Genomic DNA, 22,324 nt, shown 5'->3' on the forward strand with positions numbered 1-22,324 from the left:
CTCGTTGAACGAGCAGATTACTTGTGGCAGTCAGCACGCGAGATGTCTCGATCCTCGCTTGATGCGCGACATGCTCGACATGACGTTCCAGCGTTATCGTTCAACGACACGCGAAGCAACGCTTCGCGCTACGGCCCCGGCGTCGTATCTTCGGGGTCCCATGAACGACCCGGAAATCCGCGCGCTGCTGTACCCACGCCTCCAGGGCGGCGTGTACGTCGATGAGCTGCCCACCGGCACCACCCGCGCCGACGTGGTGCACATCACCGAGCACTTCATGCACGGCTACGAGCTGAAAAGCGACGGTGACACCCTGCTGCGGGTAAAGGCCCAGCTGCCCTGCTACGCCCGCGCCTACGACTTCGTGACCTTCGTCGTCACCGAAAAGCACCTCACAAAGCTGCTCGACGCGGTGCCCGAGTGGGTAGGCGTGCTGGTGGCCGCGCCGGAGGGCCTGCGGGAGTACCGCCCGGCCGCCTACAACGCCACCGTGGAGCGCGGCGCCGTGGCCGGCCTGCTGCGCCTCTCCGAAGTGAAGCAGTACCTGATGGACCTGGGCCTGCACCACGTGAGCCTGCTGCGCCGCCGCGACGTGGTGAAGCTGCTCAACGGCACCCAGGTGACTCTGCTGTCCCAGCTCTGCCAGTTCGTGCGCGAGCGGCTGATTGCCCGTATGCCCCAGCGGCTGGAAAACCGCGAAGTGCGCAAGGCCGAGCGGAGCACCAAGAAGCGGCTGAAAGCCCGGGGCCGCAAGCCTACCGGCGGTTCGAAGGGCAAGCCGGTGCACGTGCCGAAGCCGAAAAAGTCGAAAGCGGCTTAACCAGGCTACTGTCCCCGCCGCCAGCGCCTCAGGTCCCGAAAAAGTAGCGCCAATCCGCCGGCCCCGGTCCACACGATAATGCTCCAGAACACCCAGTCCTCCGTCATGTGGGGGCGAAACATAATGTGGCCGTGGCTACCTAGGTACATCAGACAGAAGGTGAGCAAACTGATAAACAATAGAATTAACGCCTTCATACAAACAAGGTAGTAAACGGTCAAAAGGTACGCGACTGGACCTTAGAAGACGAAGCCTTTGCCGCGCTAAAACCCGAATGACAGCTGCCGCCCCACCACCTCCCCTACCGGCTCCAGGTTCGAGAGCGAGACGCCGAGCAGCCGCACGCCCTTGGGCAGGGGCAGCAGGCCCTGCAGCAGCTCCTGGCTGAGGTAGCCGAGCGTGGCCGCCGTGGCAATGGGCGCGAGGCTGGTGCGGCTGCGCGAAATCAGCTGGAAGTCGGCGTACTTGACCTTGAGTGTGAGCGTGCGGCCCAGGATTTCGGCCCGCTGGCAATACTCCCACACCTCGTCGAGGCAGGGCTGCAGGCCCTCGGTCAGCTCCTCGATGGTGGTCAGGTCGTGCTGAAAGGTGGTTTCGGAGCCCACGGACTTGCGCACCCGGTCGGGCACCACGGGGCGGTGGTCCTCGGCCCGGGCAATGGCGAAGTAGTAGCCGCCGGCCTTGCCGAAGTGCTGGCGCAGAAAGGCCTCCGACTGGTTGCGCAAATCCAGCCCGGTGAATATGCCCAGGTCGTTAAGCCGGCGGGCGGTGGCCGGCCCGATGCCGTGAAACTGCCCCACCTGCAGCCCGGCCACGAAGTCCAGGCCCTGCTCGGGGCGGATGACGAACTGCCCGTTGGGCTTGCGGTAGTCGGAGGCCAGCTTCGCCAGAAACTTGTTGTAGCTGATGCCGGCGGAGGCCGTCAGCTGCGTCTGCTCCCAGATTTTGGCCCGGATGTCGCGCGCAATCTGCGTGGCGGAGCCGATGCCGGGCAGGTTCTCGGTTACGTCGAGGTAGGCCTCGTCCAACGACAGCGGCTCGATGAGCGGGGTGTACTCGGCGAAAATGGCCCGAATCTGCCGCGAAACGGCCTTGTACACCTCGAAGCGCGGCTTTACGAACACCAGCTCGGGGCACAGGCGCTGGGCTGTGACCGAGGGCATGGCCGAGCGCACCCCGAACTGCCGGGCCTCGTAGGAGGCCGCCGCCACCACGCCGCGCTGCCGGGCCCCGCCCACGGCCACGGGCCGGCCGCGCAGCTCGGCATTGTCGCGCTGCTCCACGGAGGCGTAGAATGCGTCCATGTCGAGGTGAATGATTTTGCGCTGCGGGCTGTGGGGTTCCAACGTCGGCGAGGCTTGCTAATCCCGTTGGCAAAGATAAGTCGCCGCCCAACGCCGCGCAGCCCGCAAAGACCTGCCGGGCCCGATGGGCAATTTATTGGCCTGCATGAATATAGCGCGGCGGCCTCCGCGCCAGCACGGAGGCCATACTCCGGGGCGGCGGGCAGGCCAAATTGCCCGGCGGCGCGGATTGACGTGCGCGCGCGTAACGCCGTGCTTTGTTAAGTCACCACCTGGCCCCACGCGGCATGCACCACGCTTTTTCAGCCCTCTTGTTATCGTTCGAGCAACGGCTGGTTGGCCGGCGCCGCCCCGGTTGCAGCCGCGGTGGTCGGCCCCGGTGCGTGGCCCGGCCCGGGGCGAATTGGCCTGCGGCCCGCATAAAAATATGCCGATAACCAGATTTTCTTTTGTTGAGCGGGCCTGGATGTTGTTTCTTAGTAAGCCCAATACCCTCGCTCCTGCTGCCATGACCTCCTCCGCCCACGCCACTGCTATTGACCGGATTCCCATCCTGCTCGTCGACGACCACCAGCTGGTGCTGGAGGGCGTGCGGGTGCTGCTGCAGGACGAGCCGGACATGCGCGTAGTGGCCACCGCCAACTCGGGCGCCGAGGCGCTGCGCTGCCTACACGCCCACCCCGAGGTGCAGGTGGCGGTGGTGGATTTGAATATGCCCCAGATGTCGGGCGTGCAGCTCACGCGGGCCATCCGCACGACGCACCCGCAGGTGCGCGTCATTGCCCTGAGCATGTTTCACGACCACGCCTCCATTCAGGAAGTGCTGGCCGCCGGCGGCTCGGGCTACCTGCTCAAGAACACCAACGGCCTGGAGCTGGCCACGGCCGTGCGCCGGGTGGCCGCCGGCCGCACCTTCTTCAACGCCGAAGTGGGCGCCACCCTGCTCGAAAACCTCGACGTGCCCGCCACCCGCGACACCGCCGAGCGGCCGGTGCCGCTGACCTCGCGCGAGCGGGAAATCCTGCAGCTCATTGCCGGCGAATACTCCAACGCTGATATTGCCGAGAAGCTGTTCATCAGTGAGCGGACGGTGGAAACGCACCGCAAAAACATCTTCACCAAGACCAAGTCCAAGTCCATCGTCGGCCTGATTCAGTACGCCCTGCGCCACAAGCTCATCCTGCTCTGAAGTGGTGAGGTGGTGATTTAGCGACTTAGTGATTTAGTGAGTGGGCAGCCTGCTGCTCCCAACTGACTCCCAACCGACAACAAACGGCCCCGGCAGCTAAGCTACCGGGGCCGTTTGCGCATCTTTAGTCCAAACTGAACGGTCACTACATCACCAATTCGCTAAGTCACTAAATCACCCTGCGGCAGCGGCACTTCCAGCGTGACGGTGGTGCCGCGCCCGGGAGCAGCGTCGAAATGGGCCTGGCCGCCGAGGTAGGCCATGCGCGTTTCCACGTTGCGCAGGCCGATGCCCGCCTCCGGCCCCAAGGCCTGCGGGCTGAAACCCACGCCGTTGTCTTCCACCGTTACCGTCAGCTCATCGTCGCTGCGCACCAGCTGAATAGTAACATCGGTGGCCTGGGCGTGCTTGATGATGTTCTGCACCAGCTCCTGAATCACCCGAAACAGCACGCTTTCGGTGGTGGGCGGCAGCTGCGTCGCGTCGAGGCCAAACGCCTGCACCTCGATGCGCAGGCCCCCCGTGGAGGGCAGCTTGTCGAGAAAGTCGCGCACGGCCGCCACCAAGCCGCGGCGCAGCAGGGCGTTGGGCATCAGATTGTGGGAGATGCCGCGTACCTCGCGAAAAGACTCGTCGACCACGGCCACGGCGTTGGCGAGCAGCTCCCGGTGGCCGTTGAGCCGGGGTCCGAGCTGCTGGTCCAGGGCGTGCAGGTTCAGCTTGGCCGCCGACAGCAGCTGGCCCAGGCCGTCGTGCAGGTCGGAGCCGATGCGGCGCCGCTCGTTTTCTTCCGCCTCAAGCACGGCCGCGGCGCGCTGCCGCTCCAGCAGCTGGCGCTGCTGCTCCAGGGCCAGCTGCTGGCGCAGCGCCCGGCGCTTATACAGGCTCCAGCCGCCCACCAGTGCCAGCAGCAGCGCGGCCCCGGCGGCCAGCAGCTGGGCGTTGCGCTTGCGCACCAGCAGGGCCTGCTCGCGCAGCTGCAGGGCCTGAATGCGGTTGCGCGCGTCTTTCTGCTCGGCGTCGTATTTGGCTTGCATCTCGGTCACGCTGCGGGCCGCGGCTTCGCTGCGCAGCGTGTCGTTGATGAGCGAGAGTTGCCGCTGGTACTGGTAGGCCCCGGCGAAGTCGCGGCGGCGGGCGGCCAGCAGCGCCAGGCCCGTCAGCGCATCCACTTCTTCCTCCCGAATCTTGCTTTGCCGGGCCACGCGCAGGGCGCGCTGCAGGTAGCGCTGGGCCCGCGGCTCCTGGTCGACCATCACGTACGAGGTGCCGATGCAGGCCAGCACGTCGGCGTCGAATTGAGGGTTGGTGAGCTTGTCGCGCACGACCAGCTGCTCGGCGCGCAGCAGCGGGGGCAGCGAGGCGGCCCACTCCCCTTGCTTCTGGTGCAGCACGCCCAGGCTCACCAGCAGGCCCGCCGTAGCGGCGCTGTCGCCGCCGGCGCCCAGGGTATTCAGGCCCTGTTGCAGGTAGCTTTCGGCGCGGGCGTAGCGGCCCTGGTCGCGGTGGATGATGGCCAGGTGATTGATGGCGTCGACGACAAAGGCGCGCACGCCCAGGCGCTGCCAGCGGGCCAGCGCCTGCTCGTAGGCGGCCTGGGCGGCGGGGTAGTTGCGCTGCATCAGGTACAGCTGCCCCATCATCAGGTACGAGTCGGCAATGCCGCCCGAATCGGCGGCGGCCTGGCGCAGGCGCAGGCTGCGCACGAGGTAGCGCATGGCGTCCTCGTAGCGGCCCAGCTCGCTGTAGCGGGAACCGATGTTGCGGTAGTTGTGGCCCGCCCACAGCGGATTACGCAGCTGGTAAAAGTAGCGCGCCGAGGCCAGATGGTGCCGGATGGAGGCTTCGTGGCGCCCGGCCATGGCCGCTAGCGTGCCCAGGTTGTAGTGCACGCGGGCCAGCCGGCGGGTGTCGTGCAGGCGGGTGGCCAGCGCCAGGGCCCGGCGGCCGTATTGCCCGGCCCGGGCGGTGTCGTTGTAGAGCAGGTAGTACATCAGCGACACCAGCGCCCGGGCGCCGACGGTGTCGTTGGGGTGCAGGCGCGCTTCCTGCCGGAGGCTGTCGATGGCGTGTTCGTTGCGCTGGGGAATCTGGGCGCGGCCGCTGAGCGGCAGCAGCAGCGGCAAACAGCACAACACGCGGCGGAGGGAAAAACTCATGCGGCAATCGGGAATGGAAAAGCGGGCGGCCCTTGGCAATTGACCCGGGCAGTTCAGCGCACGGTCGCCGCCAGGGGCACTTCCAGGGTGACGGTGGTGCCGCGGCCAGGAGCAGCGTCGAAGTGGGTGTGGCCGCCCAGGTAGGCCATGCGCGTGAGCACGTTGCGCAGCCCGATGCCCGCCTCCGGCCCCAAGGCCTGCGCGTCGAAGCCCACGCCGTTGTCTTCCACCGTCACCGTCAGCTCGTCGTCGTTGCGCACCAGCTGCAGGGTTACTTCGGTGGCCTGGGCGTGCTTGATGATGTTCTGCACCAGCTCCTGTATCACCCGAAACAGCACGCTTTCCACCGTCGCGTCGAGCCGGATATCGTCGAGCCCAAACGCCTGTACTTCGATGCGCAGGCCGTTATCGGAGGGCAGCTTGCCGAGGAAGTCGCGCACGGCGGCGGCCAGCCCGCGGCGCAGCAGGGCGTTGGGCATCAGGTTGTGGGAGATGTTGCGCACCTCGCGGAAGGACTCGTCGACCACGGCCACGGCGTTGTTGAGCAGCTCCTGCCGGCCGTTCAGCTGCGGGCCCATCTGCTGGTCCAGGGCGTGCAGGTTGAGCTTGGCGGCCGAGAGCAGCTGCCCGATGCCGTCGTGCAGGTCGGAGCCGATGCGGCGCCGCTCGTTTTCCTCCGCCTCAAGCACGGCCGCGGCGCGCTGCCGCTCCAGCTGCTGGCGCTGCTGCTCCAGGGCCAGCTGCTGGCGCAGGCGGTTGCGGGTATAGAGCAGCCAGCCCACCGCGCCCAGCAGGGCCGTCACGGCCAGGCCGGCCAGCAGCTGGGTGGTGCGCCGGCGGGCCAGCTGGCGCTGGGCGCGCAGCTGGGCCTGCTGCAGCTGCTGTTGCTTCTGCAGCAGGCGGTTCTGGGCTTCTTTCTGCTCGGTTTCGTATTTGGTGCGCATTTCCGTCACCTGCTCGGCCGTTTCGGCCTGAAACAGGGAGTCGTTCAGCTCCTGAAAGCGGGTGCGCCAGCGCACGGCGTCCTTGTACTGCCCGGTGGCCTCGTAGAGCGAGGCGTAGCCGTCGTACACCACCCGGATCAGCGGGCGGGCCTGCAGCTGCCGGGCCAGGCGCAGGGCCTGCCCGTAGGCCTGCTCCACCTCGCGGTAGCGCTTGAGCTGCAGCAGGGCGTCGCCCAGGTTCAGCCACGACTCGGCCTGGCCCTGCACGTTGCCCTGCGCCTGGTCGATGGCCAGCGTCTGGCGGTAGTACTGGTGGGCGGCCTGGGGCTGCTTGCGCTGCAGGGCCACGGCGCCGAGGTTGTACAGGGCCAGCACCACCACGCCGGAGTCGCCCAGGGCGCGGCCGCGGCGCAGGGCCTGCTGAAAGTCGGCGGCGGCCAGCGGGTACTTCTGCTGCTCCAGGTACACCGTGCCGCTGTTGTTGTAGGAAACGGCCACGCCGCGCCGGGCCGCGGGCTGGCCCTGGCGCACGGCGCGGTCGAAGTAGTAGCGGGCTTGGCGCGCGTAGTCCAGCGAGGGGCCGTACTGCTGCAGGTTTTTGTAGGTAGTGCCCAGCACCAGGTAGGCCGAGGCGAGGCGCAGGGTGTCGTGGGCGGCGGCGGCCAGGCGCTGGGCGGCGTGCAGGTGGGTGGCGGCTTCGGAGGCCTGGCCCAGCGCCGTGCAGATGCGGCCCTGCAGCAGGGCCGCGTCGGCTTCCTGCGGGCTGCGGTGCTGCTGCCGGGCCAGGCGGCGGGCGTCGGTGGCACGGCGCAGGGCCCGCTCGGGGTCCGACTGGCGCAACGCGGCGGCGTCGGCCAGCAGCAGCCGCAGCCGGGCCGAGTCGGGGGCGGCGGCCAGGCGCCGGTCGAGGCTGTCGGGCGGGGCCGGCGCCTGGGCCTGGCCCAGCAAGGGCAGCCCCACCCACAGCAGCAAAGCCCCGGGGCGCCGGAAAGGGAAGAAAAGCGGCATAAATAGCGTGCGGCAGCAGCCGGCCGGGCTGTCGGCCAACCAGACTTTAAAACTAAGCAGCCCCCGATATATCACAAAACATATCTAAGCTGATTTTCAGAGGACCAGCGGCAAAAGGCATGGTGATTTTCCGATAACATTTCCCTAGCTTGGGCATCGTCACCATTCTTTCCATCCTATGTCCTACTTCCTCAGCCTGTTGTTTTCCTTGCTCGGCCTGACGGCCCGCAGCCCGCAGACGCCGCCCCCCGACGACCACACTTTCGTAAGCACGGCGCAGGTAGATGAGGCGCCCGACGCGGGCGACGGAGGCGTGGTGGTGCCGCCCGACCGGTTCAACGCTTTTTACCACTCCTGACCGGCCCGTTCTCTAACCGACGGCCGGCCCGGCAGCCCCGCGCCGCCGGGCCGGCCGTGGCGGCGCTATGCTGGTATCCGTTTGCGTTATCACCCGCAACGAGGAGCGGCTGCTCGGGCAGTGCCTGGCTTCGGTGGCCGGGCTGGCCGACGAGTTGCTGGTGGTCGACTCGGGCTCGACCGACGCTACCGTGGCCGTGGCCCGGCAGCACGGGGCGCGCGTGCACCACATCGAGTGGCGCCACGACTACGCCTGGGCCCGCAACGTGGCCATCGAGCAGGCCCGCGGGGCCTGGATTCTGTTTCTGGACGCCGACGAGTACTGGCAGGGCCCGGCCGACTTGCGCCGCCGGCTGGCCCGCACGCCGGCGGCGGTGGGCGGCTTCCTGCTGGAGCGCGCCGACGTGTACCTCGACCTGGACAGCGGCAAGCGCATGCTGCGGCCGGTGGGACTGGTGCGCCTGTTTCGCCGCGACGCACGGTTTCGGTTTCGCTACGCCGTGCACGAGCAGCTTAACAGCAGCCTGACCGAGGCCGGGGCCCGCATCGAAGTGCTGCCCGACGCGCGCATCGTCCACCAGATTTACGCGCACGACGCGGCGTTCCTGCAGGCCAAGCAGCGCCGCTACCTGCAGCTGCTCGATGCCGAGCTGGCCCGGCAGCCCACCGACGAGTGGCTGCGCTACCAGCGGGCCAAAACCGTGTGGTTTCTGCAGGACAAACCGCAGGCGCTGCACCTGTTCGAGGCCCTGACCGCGCCCATCACCCGCTCGGTCATCATCCGCTGCTCGGCCCTGTGCAACGCGGCCATTCTGCTGCTGGAGCAGGGCCAGCCGGCCGCCGCCGAAGCGCGCCTGCAGGAAAGTCTGGCGCTGAATCCGCAGCAGAGCCTGGCCCACCTCATCCTGGGCGACCTGCACTACGCCGCCCGGCGCTACGGGCTGGCGGCGCGGGCCTACCTGCGCACCAGCACCTCGCTGCGCCGCCTGGCCTTCGACCAGATTATCCCCGGCGACTTGTACCTCTACCCTTCCGAGCAACGCTACAAGCTGGGCTGCTGCCTGCTGGCGGCGGGCCGCCCGCGGCTGGCGGAGGCGTTTTTCCGCTGGGCCCGCCGCCACGAAGCCGACCACGTGGGCAGCCTCTACGGCCTGGCCCTGGTGCGGCTGCTGCGCCGCGACGTGCCCGCCGCCCGGCGCTACGCCCAGGAGCTGCAGCGCCTCAACCCCGAGTGGCAGCAGCTGCCGGCCCTGCTGCGGCGCACCGGCGCCTGAGGCCGGCGGCTTTTTCAGTTGGCAGCGGCCGCCGCCAGGGGCACTTCCAGGGTGACGGTGGTGCCGCGGCCGGGGGCGGCGTCGAAATGGGCCTGGCCGCCGAGGTAGGCCATGCGCGCCTGCACGTTGCGCAGCCCGATGCCCGCCTCCGGCCCCAAGGCCTGCGCGTCGAAGCCCACGCCGTTGTCTTCCACCGTGACGGTCAGCTCCTGCTCACCCTGCACCAGCTGAATGGTGACTTCCGAGGCGCGGGCGTGCTTGATGATGTTCTGCACCAGCTCCTGAATCACCCGAAACAGCACGCCCTCCACGGTCTGATCGAGGTGGCCTTCCAGGTTGAAGACCTCGACGTGCACGCTCAGCTGACCGCCGGTGCGCAGCTTGGCGGCAAACTCGCGCACGGCCTGGGCTAAGCCGCGCTTGACCAGGGCACTGGGCACCAGGTTGTGGGCGATGATGCGGACTTCGGCAATGGCCGTGTTGAGCATGCCCAGGGCGTTGGCCAGCTGCTCCAGATGGGCGCTGGCGGGCCGGGCCGCGTCGCGCTGCAGCTGGCGCTCCAGGATGTGCAGGCTGAGCTTGGCGGCCGAGAGCAGCTGGCCCAGGCTGTCGTGCAGGTCGGAGCCGATGCGGCGCCGCTCGTTTTCTTCGGCCACCAGCACGGCCAGGTGGCTGCGCTGCTCCAGCTGCTCCCGCTCCCGCGCAAAGGCCACCTCCCGGGCCAGCTGCCGCCGGCTCAGCCACAGGTATAGCAGCGCTCCGGCCAGCAACAGCAGCCCCAGCAACGCCAGCAGCAGCTTCTGGCGCTGGCGGGCGGCGTGCTTTAGTTCCTGCTCCGCCTGCTCGCGCTGGCGCATCTGCTCCCCGAAGGCCAGGGCCTGCACCTGGGCCAGCTGCCGGTGATTAAACAGACTGTCGCGGGTGACGGCGGCGGTGGTCAGGTAGCGGAAGGCCGCCGCGGTGTCGCCCTGGGCCGCGGAGAGGCGGGCCAGGTAGTTGCTGGCCTCGAAGATGCCCTTGGGGTAGTAGCCCTGCTGCCCGGCGCGCAGGGCCTGGCGGGCGTAGCGCCGGGTGGCCGCCGCGGCGTGGCGGGTTTCGGCCAGGTGAGCCAGGCCGAGGTAGGCCCGGCACAGCGCGTAGGAGACGGGCATGCCCACGGCCCGGCGGATGCACTGCTGGTAGTAGCGGCGGGCGGCCACGGTGTCGCCCCGCTCGGCCTCCATGTCGCCCAGCAGGGCCAGGTCGCCGATTTCGCTGTGCCAGTCGCGCAGGCGCTGGTCGGCCCGGTAGCCCTGGCGGGTGTAGTGCAGGGCCGAATCGAGCTGGCCCAGGTGCTGGAAAGCCTGGCCGATATTGCCCAGAATCGGCGTCAGCAGCACCGAATCCTTTTTTTGCAGGGCTAGGCGGCGGGCCCGGCGGTAGTGGCGCAGGGCCGCCGGGTAGTTACCCTGCTCGGCGTAGGCGTAGCCCAGGGCGTTGTCGGCGTGGATGATGCCGCCCGCGAAGCCCACGCGCTCGGCCAGGCGGCGGGCCTCCAGCTGCGTCTGCACGGCCGTGGGGTAGTCGCCGGCGCGCAGAAAGGCCCAGCCCAGCATCAGCAGGCTGCGGCACTCCCCGCGCGGAAAATCGAGCCGGCGGGCCAGGGCCATGCTGCGGCGCCCGTACTGAATGGCCGCCACGGGGCTGTCGTCGGTCCGGTCCCAGGCCAGCTGAATGAGCAGCTCCACGCGGCCCGTATCGGGGCGGCTGCGGGCCAGCAGGCGCAGCAGGCTGTCGGCGCGGGTGCTGGGCTGCTGGGCGCGGGCGGGTGGGGCAGCCAGCAGCAGCCCGAGCAGCAGGCCCAGGCCCCACCGTCGCCCACGCCCAGCCCACCCGCCGCTAGCGGCACGACAGAGACGGGCCAGAAGGAAAATCGGGGCGGGCAGCATCAGACGCAAGTTAGGAGAAGTACAGCCGAGTTATCGGCGGGTGGCGGGGCCGCTGGAAATCGGCGCGCATGATAAAGAAAACACCCCGGCGGGAAGCCCGCCGGGGTGTCCGGAACGTTGCAAGCAAGGGTTACTCCTTCACCAGGCGGCGCACCAGGGTGCCCTGCGCGGTGTGCAGGCGCAAGGAGTACACGCCGGTGGGCAGCTCGCGCAGGTTTAGCTCCTGGCTGATGAGGCCCTGGCGCACCGGCAGGCTGATGGTGCGTACCACCTGGCCCACCGTGTTGAGCACCTCGGCCTTCACCGTGCCGGTTTCTTTCAACCCGGCCACGGTCAGCGTAGCCACGCCGGGGGTCGGGTTCGGGTACAGGCTCAGGCTGGCCTGCAGCTGGGCGGGGCCCGTGCTGGTCACGCGGGGCTGGAACCAGAGGAAGAAGCGCTGGCGGGTGGAATCGGGGTGCATGGTGAACGAGTACACCGAATCCAGGGCCAGGTCCTGGCGGCGGCCCAGCAGGCGGTCTTCCAACATGACTTGCGTGCCCGGCAGGTTCTGCAGGGCGGTCAGCACCAGGGTGTGGGCGCCGTTCTGGCTGACGCGCAGGCCCAGCGGCACCACGCCGGCCGAAGCCAACGAAGGCAGGCCGTTGATGCTCAGCGCGTCGGTGGCAGTTTTGCTCCAGAGGCTGGGGCGGCCGTTGCCGTTGAGCTGCACCTTGTAGGCGTCGAAGTTAGCCTGGTAGCCCGGGCCGGCCTGCGGGTCGAAGTAGAGCACCGTTTCGTCGGCCTGGCCCTGGGCGTTGCGGGCTTCCAGGCGCAGCAGCGGCTTGAGGCCGGCGGCAGGGCCGTTGCCACTGCCGGAAGCCTGCCGGTCGAAGGCCGGGCTCAGGTACGTGGTGTGGCGCACGGCGTTGGTCATGCTGACCGTGGCCGCGGCGGCCGTGGCCCGCACGAAGAAGCCCTGCATAGCGGCCAGGTCCTTGGAGCCGCCGTTCTGGCCGATGCCGTTCACGTAGGAGCGGTAGGCGCCGGTGTAGCGGCCCGAGGGCACGTACACGTACAGAGCTTTGTCCAGGCCGGCCGTGGCGGGCACCAGGTCCCAGTCGATGGGGGCCGGGTAGGGGTTGCCGAGCAGGTTCCAGCCCGAGCCCGACTGCCCGCCGCGGCTGAGCGGGATGCTCACCGCGCCGTTCTGCAGCACCCCGCTGATGTCCACCGTGGTGCTCGGGTCGGTCATGGCCGAGTAGCCGCGCAGGGGCAGCAGGTTATCCGATGAGGTGGGCACCATCCAGCCCCGGTCGAAGAAGTTCGCGGAGCCGTTCAGGCGCGTCTCGTCGTACTGGTAGAAGGTCGGGAAGGGCGTCACCGTGTTGCCCTGGGTGTTGTAGGCCGGGTTCAGCTCGAAGACCGGCAAATCGTCGGCAAACTCATTGACCGTGGCCGAGCCCAGCTGCATCGGCGAGGCGTAGTGGCGGTAGCCGGTGGTGGCTACGCCCGTAATGAACCGCTCCATCGTCGAGCGGCCCGTCACCAGGCCGCCGCCCGCGGGGTTGACCACCATAGCCGTGCCCGTGGCAGTGGAGTGCAGCGTCAGGAAGCCGTCGGAAGCCAGGTTGCCCGAAGTCAGCGTCAGCACGTGGGTCACGCCGTAGGCGCTGGTCAGGGCCACGCCGCTGCCGTTCTGAATCAGCAGGTCGTAGAAGCGCAGGGGCGTGGTGGTGGTGCCGCCGAACGTCTGGGCGGCGGTGCCCACGCAGTACCACGGATACGTGCCCACGTTGACCAGGCCGCCGTTGGTGAGGTTGCCGTAGAGGTAGACCGGCCCGTTGCAGCTCAGGCCCACGGTGTTCTGCACGTTCAGCCCGTAGAAGCGGATCTGCGAGGTGCCACCGATGGTCTGGGCCAGTGTGCCGGTGAAGTACACCGTGTAGGTGGCCGGGTTGAAGGGGCCGTTGCAGAGCCAGTTGCCGGTCACGTAGATGTCGCCGCCCAGCACGCAGCCCACCGGGTTAGCCCAGGTGACGTGGTGGAAAGTCGTCTTCGCGCTGGTGCCGGTGGTCGTGATGGTCTGCTGGGCCGAGCCGTTGAAGGTCACCAGGTAGCCGTTGCCCGAGAAGATGCCCGAGTTCAGCCAGTAGCCGCCCACCACGATGTCGCGCAGCAGCTGCACGTTCACGGCGTTGGTAATCTGCACGTTCCAGAAGCTGGTCAAAGCCGTGCCGCCGATGGTTTGCAGCGCCGTGCCGCTGAACAGCACCAGCTGCCCGCCCGCCAGGAACCCGCCGTTGTTTACCCAGTTGCCCGTCACGCCGATGGCGTCGAGCAAAGTCACGCCGGCCGCGTTATCGAAGGTGACATCGTGGAAGCGGGTGTTGCCGGAGGTGCAGGTAATAGTCTGCGCCACCGTCCCGACAAAGCGGGTTTTCTTGCCGCAGCCGCAGAAGATGCCGGTGTTGACGAAGTTGCCGGTCAGGTCCACGTCGTAGTCCAGGCTCACGCCCACCAGGTTACCCAGCGTCAGGTGGTGGAACACCGTCAGGGCCGTGCCGCCGATGGTCTGGGCCACCGTGCCGTTGAAGAGCACCGCGAAACCGTTGGCCACGAAGGTGGCCCCCTCGTTCAGCCAGTTGCCCAGCAGCGTAATGGCCCGGTCGATGCGCACGTTGGCCCCGGCGGCCAGGGTCAGGTGGTGGAAGGTGGTAGCCACCGAGCCGCCGATGGTTTGCAGCCCCGAGCCCTTGAAGGTTACCCGCTTGCCGTTAGCCAGGAAGCCGCCGTTGTTGAGCCAGTTGCCCGTCACGAAGATGTTGTCGTGCAGGGTCACGCCCAGGGCGTTGGCGAAGGTCACGTCGTGGAAAGTCAGCGTGCCGCTCGGGCAGTAGATGCCCTGGGCCACCGAGCCGTCGAAGTACACCGTGTGGGCGCCGGCCGCGAACAAAGCCAGGTTGCGCAGGTCACCGCGCACCCGGATGTCGTTGAGCAGGCTCACCCCTACCGCGTTGTTGAAGGTCAGGCCGTTGAACACCGTCACCGCCGTGCCGCCGATGGTCTGGGCCACCGTGCCGTTGAAGGTCACCAGGTAGCCGGCCACCGTGAACAGGCCGTTGTTCAGCCAGTTGCCGGTCACAAAAATCGGCCCGCCGAGCGTCACGCCCACCGTGTTCAGGATGTTGATGTGGTGGAACGTGGTAACCGCCGTGCCGCCGATGAGCTGCGCCACCGTGCCGTCGAAGTAGACCGTGTAGGTAGCCGGTACGAATACGCCGTTGTTCACCCAGCCGCCACGCACGCGGATATCCTGGGCCAGCGTCACGCTCACCGTGTTGTTGATGACGATGCCGTAGAAGGGCACCACAATCGAGCCGCCGATAATTTGGTTCACCGTGCCGGCAAACGTCACCACGTAGCCGTTGGCCAGGAAGGTGCCGTTGGTGGTCCAGTCGCCGAGCACCGTCACGGCCCGGTCGATGCGCACGTTGGCAAGCGGTGAAATGGTGAGATGGTGAAATTGTGAAAGCGCGGTGCCGCCGATGGTTTGCAGGGCCGTGCCAGAGAAGTACACCCCGTAGCCGCCCGCCACGAACCCGCCGTCGTTGACCCAGTTACCGGTCAAATACAGGTCGCTGAGCAGCGTAACCGAAGCCGGGTTCTGGAAGCGGATGTTGTAGAAGCGCGTATCAGCCGAGGCGGTAATGGTCTGCGCCGCCGAGCCGTTGAAGTACACCAGGTACGAGCCGCCCAGGAACACCCCGAGGCCCGACCAGTTGCCCAGCACCGTAATCGGCTGGGCCAGCGTCACCGATACCAGGTTGCCCACGCTCACGTGGTAGAAGGTCGTATTCACCGAGCCGCCGATAAGCTGCGCCGCCGGGCCGTCGAAGTACACCGTGTAGCCACCGTGCACGAAGCCGCCGTTGTTGAGCCAGTTGCCGAGCACGTACACGTTCTGCTGCAGCGTCACCGAAACGAGGTTGTTCCAGGTCACGTGCCAGAAGTTGTACACGCCCGTGCCGCTGATGACCTGCGCCGCCGAGCCGCCGAACACGCTGGTGTAGCCCGTGTACACGCCGCCCACCAGGTTGTAGCCGTAGAAGACGCCGTTGTTCACGAACGAGCCCAGCCAGGTCACATTCTGCAGCAGGCGCACCTCGGTGCCGCTGACGATGTTCCAGCCGTAGAAGCTCAGGCTGGTGTAGCCGCCCACCGTCTGCACGTAGCCGCCCAGGCCGTTGAAGTACACCGTGTACGAGCCGGCCGCGAAGGAGCCGCTGTACAGGTAGTAGTTGCCGGCCACGTAGATGTTCGAGGCCAGGCTCACGCCCGCCGCGTTGCCCACGTAGAAGTGCCAGAAGTAGGTCGTGGCGTTGGTCGTGACGACCTGGGCCGTGCTGCCGCCGAAGCGCACGAAGTGGCCCGTGGGCACCCCGCCGGTGAGGTAGTAGCCGTAGAACACGCCGGTGTTGACGAAGCCGCCCAGCACGTAGATGTCCTGGTGCAAGGTCACCGATACCGGGTTCTGGAAGGTCACGTCGTAGAAGTTCGTCACCTGCGAGCCGCCAATAAGCTGCGCCACCGTGCCGTTAAAGACGACGGTGTACGAGCCGGCCGTGAACTGCCCGTTGTTGAGCCAGTCGCCCCGCACGTAGATGTTCGACACCAGGGTCACGCCCACCGTGTTGTTGATGGTCACGTGGTAGAAGGTCGTCTGCGCGGAGCCGCCGATGGTCTGCACCACGGTGCCATTAAAGGCCACCGACTGCACGCCCACCACGAACTGCCCGTTGTTGACAAATGCCCCGCCCAGCCCGATGCCGGTGCTCAGCGTCACGCCGCCGGCCGTGTTCAGGATGGTCAGCCCGCCGAAGTTGGTGACCTGCGTGCCGCCGATAATCTGGTTGATGGTGCCCGCAAACGTCGTCACGTACGAGCCGCCCACAAATGAGTTGCTCGTGGCGCCGTTGTTGGTCCAGTTGCCCAGCACGTAGATGTTCTGGTTGAGCGTGAGCCCGCCCGCCGTGTTGCTGATGACGACCGAGTAGAAGTTGGTCACCGCCGAGCCGCCGATAAGCTGCGCCACCGTGCCGTTGAAGTCCACGAAGTAGGAGCCGCCGATAAAGCCGTTGCTGGTCGTACCGTTGTTCACCCAGCCGCCCGACACGTAGATGTTCGTCGCCAGGCTCATTACCGCGCCGGCGTTGATGGTCACGCCACCGAAGTACACGGCCGAGGAGCCGCCCACCGTCTGCGTGCCCGAGCCGGCAAACACGTACGAGCCGCCCGTCAGCCAGATGCCGTTGCTCACCACGTTGCCGTAAATCGTCAGCGTCGACGACACCTGGAACGTGGCCCCGCTCACCACGGTAATATTGCTCACCGCCGCGCCCGTGCCCGTCACAATCGGGTAGTAGGTACCGGTGCTGATGATGACGTTGCTGGTGGCCGTGGGCACCTGCCCGCAGGACCAGTTGCGCGCGTCAAACCAGTTGGTCGAAAAGCCGCCCGTCCAGGTGAAGCTGACGCTCTGCACCGCCAGGTTCGTCCCGTTGTCGTTCGAGCTGCTGGTAGCCGGCGCCGAAGCATCCACGCGGATGCGGTAGCCCGAGCCCACGGCCGCGCCGGCCGGAATCGTGGCCGCAATCGAGCCGCTGATGCCGCTGCCGCTCAGGCTGAGCGTGCCGATGCTGGTGGGCGAAGCAAACGAGCCGTTGGCGTCCGAGAGCAGGGCCGTAAACACGTTGCCAGCGCCGAACACGCCCTGCGTCGAGAACGGTACGCTCAGGGCCGAGCCCGGGCAGTACGCGCCCGAGAACTGGCCCGTCGTCACCGAAGCCACCGGCTGGCCGATGCTCACGGTAATGGTGCGCCCAATGGTGCAGCCGCCCTGGGTTACGTTCAGGGTGTAGCTGCCCGCGTTGGCCTGGCTGGCGTTCTGAATCTGCGGGTTCGGCTGCGAAGAGCTGAAGTTCGGCCCGCTCCACTGAATCGTGGCCCCGGCCGGCACGCCCGCCGAGGTCAGCTGGATGGTGCCGCCCGCCGCTACCGGCGAGTTCGACGAGGCCGTTACGCCCGTCAGGTTGGTAATGCTCCACAGCCCGCTTTCGGTCGACAGCAGCGCCGGGTTGGTGCTGCTGAGGCGCACCCGGTACAGGCTGCCCGTTGCGGCCGAAGCCGGCACCGTCACGCTGACCGAGCTGCTGCCGGTGCCCGTGAAGCTGCGCGTGCCGATAACCGTCGGCGCGGCAAAGGAGCCGTTTTCATCCGACAGCTCGGCCGATACCGTGCCGCCGGCCGTCAGGCCGCTGCCGTCCACCGTGAAGCCGAGGCTCAGCACGTTGCCGGCGCAGGTCTGCCGCGCGGCGCTGGAGTTCAGCACCAGCGTGGGGGCGCCCGGCTGCACCGTCACCTGAGCGGTGGTAGAGGCCGAGCACGAGCCCAGCGTTACCGTCAGCGTGTAGGTGCCCGAGTTGCTGGTCGTGGCGTTGTTGAAGTTCAGCGTGGGGCTGCTGCCGGTGCTCACGTTGCCGAAGCCCGGCACGCTCCACGCGTACGTAGCCCCGCTCACGGCCTGGGCCGTCAGCGTCACGGTGCCGCCCGTGGCCACCGGCGAGTTGCTGGTCAGCACGGCTGCCGTCGGCGTGGCGTTGATGGTCAGGTTCGAGCCGTTGTCGTTGATGCTCTGCACCGCGGGGCTGCTACCCACGATGCGCACGCGGTAGCCCGCGCCGGGCGCGGTGCCGAGCGGGAAGGTCACCGGAATCGAGCCGGAGCCCTGGCCGCTGAAGCTCACCGAGCCGATGCTCATCGGCGCGGCAAAGGAGCCGCTGGCGTCCGACAGCTGGGCCGTCAGCACGTTGCCGGCGGCGAAGTTGTTGCCCGTCACGCTGTAGCCCACGTTGCGGGTGGCGCCGGCGCAGAACGTGCCGCTAAACTGCACCACGCTCAGAATCGGGTCGGTGGAGGGCTGCACCGTCACCTGCGTCGTCGCGGCCACGCTCTGGCAGCCGCCCACCGTCACGTACAGGGTGTAGGTGCCCTGGTTGGCGTTCTGCGTGGCGTTGGTGATAATGGGGTTCTGCTGGGTCGAAGCGAAGTTCGGCCCCAGCCACTGGTACGTAGCTCCCGCCACCGGCTGAGCCATCAGCTGAATGGTGCCGCCGTAAGGCACCGGCGAGTTCGACGAAGCCACCGCCACCGGCCGCTGAATCAGGCTGATGTTCGCCCCATTGTCGGTCTGGCTGGTCACGCTGGGGCTGGAGGCCACTAGGCGCACCCGGTAGCCCGTGCCCGTGGGCGTGGCGGCCGGGAAGGTCACCAGCACCGAGCCGGAACCCTGCCCGCTGAAGTTCACCGAGCCAATGTCCGTGGGCGAAGCAAACGAGCCGGCCGCGTCCGACAGCTGGGCCGTCAGCACGTTGCCGCTGCCGAATACGTTACCCTGCACCGTGAAGCCCACGTTGAGCGAGTTGCCGGCGCAGCCGTTGTAGCTGAACTGGGCGATGGTGAGAATCGGCTGGGCCGAGGGCTGCACCGTCACCCGCACCGAGGCCGAGTCTTGGCAGCCCCCGCTGTTCTGCACGTACACGTAGTAGCGGCCGCTCTGGCTGGGCTGGGCGTTATTGAGGCTCAGCGTGGCGCCGCTGCCCACGTAGCCGGTGCCGCCGGCCGCGTACTGCACGTACCACTGGTAGCTGCTCTGCCCGGCTGGCCCGGCCGTGAGCTGAATCGTGCCGTTGTAGGGCACCGAGGTCTGGGCCGCGGCGGCCGTAGCCACCGGCGTCGGGCGCACCGTCAGGTTCACGCCGTTGTCGGTACCCGTTACGGGCGGATTCGTGGCCACCACCCGGATGCGGTAGCCCGTGCCGGCCGGGGTGCGGAAGGCAATGCTGTCGGTCAGCACGCCGCCGTTGGCGTTCAGCGAGCTGCTGCTGCCGTACAGGCGGCTGTTGGCCGAGAAGACCCCGTTGGCGTCCGAAAGCTGGAACTTAAACTGGTTGCCGGCCAAATAGGCGCTGGTGTTCGTGGTGAACGGCACCGAAATAAAGGTGCTGGCGCAGAACGAACTGGGCGACACCGTGCCGGTGGCAATGGTGGGCGGGTAGGCGTAGCTGGCCGCCGAGCAGGCCGTGCCGCCCGGCGTCGTCACGCAGATCTGCCCCGTAGTGCCCCCGGCCGGCGCCGACACCGTAATCTGGGTCCCGGAGTTGACCACGAAGCCCGGCGCGGCGGTGCCGTTGAAGGTCACGGCCGTGGCGCCCGTCAGGTTCGTGCCGGTGATGACCACGCTGGTGCCCGGCGCCCCGCCCGCGGGCGTGAAGCTGGTAATGGTGGGCCCGGCGCAGTTGAAGTAGTAAGCCCCCGCGCCCGAAATGATGGCGTACTGCCCGGCCGCGTTCTGAATGACGATGCGCACCACCCGCGCGCTGACCGGTGCGGCCAGCGTCCGGGCCACCAGCGTGGTGGCATTCGCCACGAAGCTGGCCGAGTAGGTGTCCACCGTGGTGAAGGTGCCGTTGATGGCCGGGGCCGTCTGCAGCAGCAGCGTGAAGTTGCTGGTGTTGCTGGGCGTGAGCTTGTAGCGCACCTCGCTGATGGTCTGGGCCGCGCCCATATCGGCCTGCAGCAGGCTACCGTTGTAGCCGTAGAAGGAGTTGCTGGTGTTGGGCGAGGCCGGGTCGGCGTTGAAGGCCGTTTCTACCAGCCCGTTGGTGCTGCCACCGTAGTTGTAGCTGCTGGCCGGCAGGCCGGCCGCGAAGTTGGTCGAGGAGGCGCAGCCGTTCTTGAGGAAGCTGCGGTTGGTTACCAGGCTCCACTTACCGTTGGCGTCGCGCGTCCGCACAAAGAAGCGGTGCGCGCCGTCCGTCAGGCCCGAGGCGTCGGCCACGAAGCCGAAACCGGCTAGATCCGGCGCCGGCGCGGCCACCGGTACGTCAGTGCCGCTGCCGAAGCCGGGGTCAGTGTCGAAGTAGTACTCAATCTTGGTGATGTTCGGCGCGGCGGCCGGCACGGGCTCGTAGTAGAAGGGCCGGGCCGTGGTCAGGCTCCAGCGCCCACTTGCGTCGCGCGAGCGGACGCTGATGGTATGGAAGCCCGTGCTCAGCGCGCCTACCGGGATGGAAACAGCCACGCCCGCCACGTCCAGGCCGGCCGTGATGGGCACGTCGGTGCCCTGGCCGAAGCCCGGGTCCGCGTCGAGGAAGTATTCCACCTTGGTCACGTTCACCGCCGTAGCGGCGGCCGGCTCGTAGTAGAAGGTGCGGCGCGTGGTCAGGCTCCAGTTGCCGTTGGCGTCGCGGGTGCGCACGCCCAGGCTGTGGAAACCCGTGGCGAGGCTGCTCACGTCGTAGCTGAAGGCCAGCCCGCTCACGTCGGTGGCCGGCGAGGTCACCGGAATGTCGGTGGCCGCCCCAAAGCCCGGATCGGTGTCGACGAAGTACTCGGCCTTGTTGATGTTCACGGCCGTAGCCGCGGCCGGCTCGTAGTAGAACGTGCGCCGGGTCGTGAGGCTCCACTGCCCGTTGGCGTCCCTGGAGCGGACGCCCACCACGTGGAAGCCGGTGCTCAGCGTGCTCACGTTCAGCGAGAACGTGACGCCGGCCAGGTCGGTGCCGGCCGTCACGGGCACGTCGGTGGCCAGGCCGAACCCGGGGTCGGTATCGACGAAGTACTCCACCTTGTTCACGTTGGCGGCGGTGGCCGCCAGCGGCTCGTAGTAGAAGGTGCGGCGCGTGGTGAGGCTCCACTGCCCGCCGGCGTCCTTGGTGCGGACGCTCAGGCGGTGGAAGCCCGCGCTCAGCCCGCTCACGTCGTGCGTGAACGAGAGGCCGGCCAGATCGGCCGCGGGGGTGCTGATGGTGATGGGCGTGGCGGCGCCGAAGCCGGGGTCGGGACTATCCAAATAGTACTCCGCCTGGCTGATGGTTTGCGCCGCCCCGGGTAAGGCGCTGCCCAGGATGCTGCTCACGAGCAGCATCAGCAGCACGACCGGGCGCCGCAGCCATCCGCCCCACCCCGCGTGTTGTCGGGAAGGGTTTCGCATGGCCGGTTAGTTGTTCGAGCGGGTGCTCAGGTTCACGTTCAGCGTGTTGCCGCTCAGCGTCTGGTTGAACTGGTAAATGCTCGGAATGGCCGGGATGCCCGAGAGCTTGTAGGGCGTGTTGCCGCCGAAGGCGCCGATGTCGGTGCCGCCCGAGCCGGTGCCGCGGGCCGGGTTGGTGCCGGCTTTCAGCTGGTACCAGGCGTCGAACTGCGTGGTGCCGGGCGCGAGGGTAAAGACCGAGGCCTGGGGCACGTTGTTCTGGTTGCTGTTGGCCGTCGAGAAGCCCGCCTGCGCGCTGATGTTGTAGGAGTACAGGTTGTTGTTGGGCTGAAAGGCACCGGCGAAGTAGTTGTTGCGCACGTTGAAGTTGTCGATGTTCACCGCGCTCAGAAACACGTTGTTCACCGCCTCCCCGGCCACGTTGGCCCCCAGGCTGCTGGAGCTGGTAAACATGTTGTTGGTGACGAGCACGTTGTTGGCCGCGTTGCCCCAGTGCTGCAGGCCCCCGGCATAGTTCTGCCGGATGTTGATGTTGCTGCTGGTCGCGTACCCGACGTAAATCCAGCTGGCCACGTAGCAGCGCTGCAGGCTCACGTTGCTGGCCCCGATGTAAGCCTGGCTGCTTATCGTCAGCCCCGCTACGCTAGCCCCGGCGCTGCCGCTGCTGAAGTACAGGGTGCTGATGGTAGCCGAAAGGGGGTTGGCCTGCAGGCCCGTGTTCTGGCCCAGGAAGTAGCCCGGCCCCACCACCGACACATTTTTGGTGATGTTCAGGTTGCCGTAGCTGTCACTGGAGGGCTCCAGTTGGATAATGTCACCGGCCGTGGCCGCGTCGTGGGCCGCCTGGGCGGTGCTGTAGATGTTGGTGCCGGTGATACCCGAGTTGTTCACGCGGCGGATGGTCTGGGCCTGAGTCGACAGCGCGGCGGCCGTCAGCAGCAAGCAGGTCAGCAGGGAAGCGTACAGCTTTTTCATAGGTAAAGAGGAAGAGTGTGTGGCGCGGAAAAATGCAATCAGGCCCGGCGACGCGGGCGCAGTTGCCGAAGGGTGTAGGCCGCCCCGCCGAGCAGCAGCAGCGCGGCCCCGCCGTCGAGGGGCACGGCCGTGGGGTCGGGGGCGCCGGGTGTGGGGCCGCCCGAGCCGGGGTCCGTCTGGGCCAGGGCGGCCGGGCCGGCGAGCAGGGCAATCAGCAGCGCGCCCCAGGGACGGAAGCGGCGCGGGTAGATGGGGGTGTTCATGGCTCTGAAAAACAGCGTTGGCGGGGCGCAGCGCACCAACCGGGCGGGCTGGTACCGAATCCAGTCAATA

The 22,324-nt window shown here is 67.8% G+C and carries 11 protein-coding genes; 4 read left to right on the forward strand and 7 right to left on the reverse strand.

Annotated features, from left to right (window positions below):
* Positions 1-160: 160 nt before the first annotated feature.
* Positions 161-820: a sce7726 family protein gene (locus tag EJV47_RS13375; RefSeq protein ID WP_126693665.1), complete on the forward strand. Its 660-nt coding sequence runs from the start codon at positions 161-163 to the stop codon at positions 818-820.
* Positions 821-1,083: 263 nt separating this feature from the next.
* On the opposite strand, the gene dinB is transcribed toward EJV47_RS13375, so the two are convergent.
* On the reverse strand, positions 1,084-2,166 hold the full coding sequence (dinB, locus tag EJV47_RS13380; RefSeq protein ID WP_126693666.1) for a DNA polymerase IV: 1,083 nt from the start codon (positions 2,164-2,166) through the stop codon (positions 1,084-1,086).
* A gap of 466 nt (positions 2,167-2,632) precedes the next feature.
* Here dinB and EJV47_RS28060 point away from each other — a divergent pair, with 466 nt between their 5' ends.
* On the forward strand, positions 2,633-3,313 hold the full coding sequence (locus EJV47_RS28060) for a response regulator transcription factor (protein ID WP_165903751.1): 681 nt from the start codon (positions 2,633-2,635) through the stop codon (positions 3,311-3,313).
* Between the two features lie 161 nt (positions 3,314-3,474).
* Here the strand turns inward: EJV47_RS28060 and EJV47_RS13390 are convergent, their stop codons facing one another.
* A complete protein-coding gene (locus tag EJV47_RS13390; RefSeq protein WP_126693668.1) occupies positions 3,475-5,472 on the reverse strand; it encodes an ATP-binding protein in 1,998 nt (665 codons plus the stop codon).
* Between the two features lie 53 nt (positions 5,473-5,525).
* Positions 5,526-7,424, reverse strand: coding sequence for an ATP-binding protein (locus EJV47_RS13395; RefSeq protein WP_126693669.1), 1,899 nt, complete (start codon positions 7,422-7,424; stop codon positions 5,526-5,528).
* 178 nt (positions 7,425-7,602) lie between these two features.
* Between EJV47_RS13395 and EJV47_RS13400 the strand changes: the two genes are divergently transcribed.
* Together EJV47_RS13400 and EJV47_RS13405 are read left to right on the forward strand one after the other, a co-directional pair.
* Positions 7,603-7,782 (forward strand): hypothetical protein, encoded by a 180-nt coding sequence (locus EJV47_RS13400; protein ID WP_126693670.1) that lies wholly within the window; start codon positions 7,603-7,605, stop codon positions 7,780-7,782.
* Between the two features lie 67 nt (positions 7,783-7,849).
* Positions 7,850-9,055, forward strand: coding sequence for a glycosyltransferase family 2 protein (locus tag EJV47_RS13405; protein ID WP_126693671.1), 1,206 nt, complete (start codon positions 7,850-7,852; stop codon positions 9,053-9,055).
* Between the two features lie 14 nt (positions 9,056-9,069).
* Here the strand turns inward: EJV47_RS13405 and EJV47_RS13410 are convergent, their stop codons facing one another.
* The 4 genes from EJV47_RS13410 to EJV47_RS13430 form a co-directional block, all read right to left on the reverse strand.
* A complete protein-coding gene (locus tag EJV47_RS13410) occupies positions 9,070-10,983 on the reverse strand; it encodes an ATP-binding protein (RefSeq protein ID WP_165903752.1) in 1,914 nt (637 codons plus the stop codon).
* A gap of 130 nt (positions 10,984-11,113) precedes the next feature.
* Complete coding sequence (locus tag EJV47_RS13420; protein ID WP_126693673.1) at positions 11,114-21,016, reverse strand: T9SS type A sorting domain-containing protein; 9,903 nt, start codon at positions 21,014-21,016, stop codon at positions 11,114-11,116.
* 6 nt (positions 21,017-21,022) lie between these two features.
* Positions 21,023-21,991: a hypothetical protein gene (locus EJV47_RS13425; RefSeq protein ID WP_126693674.1), complete on the reverse strand. Its 969-nt coding sequence runs from the start codon at positions 21,989-21,991 to the stop codon at positions 21,023-21,025.
* A 38-nt stretch (positions 21,992-22,029) separates the two neighbouring features.
* On the reverse strand, positions 22,030-22,254 hold the full coding sequence (locus EJV47_RS13430; protein WP_243651149.1) for a PID-CTERM protein-sorting domain-containing protein: 225 nt from the start codon (positions 22,252-22,254) through the stop codon (positions 22,030-22,032).
* Positions 22,255-22,324: the final 70 nt, after the last annotated feature.

Origin of the sequence: Hymenobacter gummosus, from assembly GCF_003970915.1 — a bacterium.
GTDB classification, from domain to species: Bacteria; Bacteroidota; Bacteroidia; order Cytophagales; family Hymenobacteraceae; genus Solirubrum; species Solirubrum gummosum.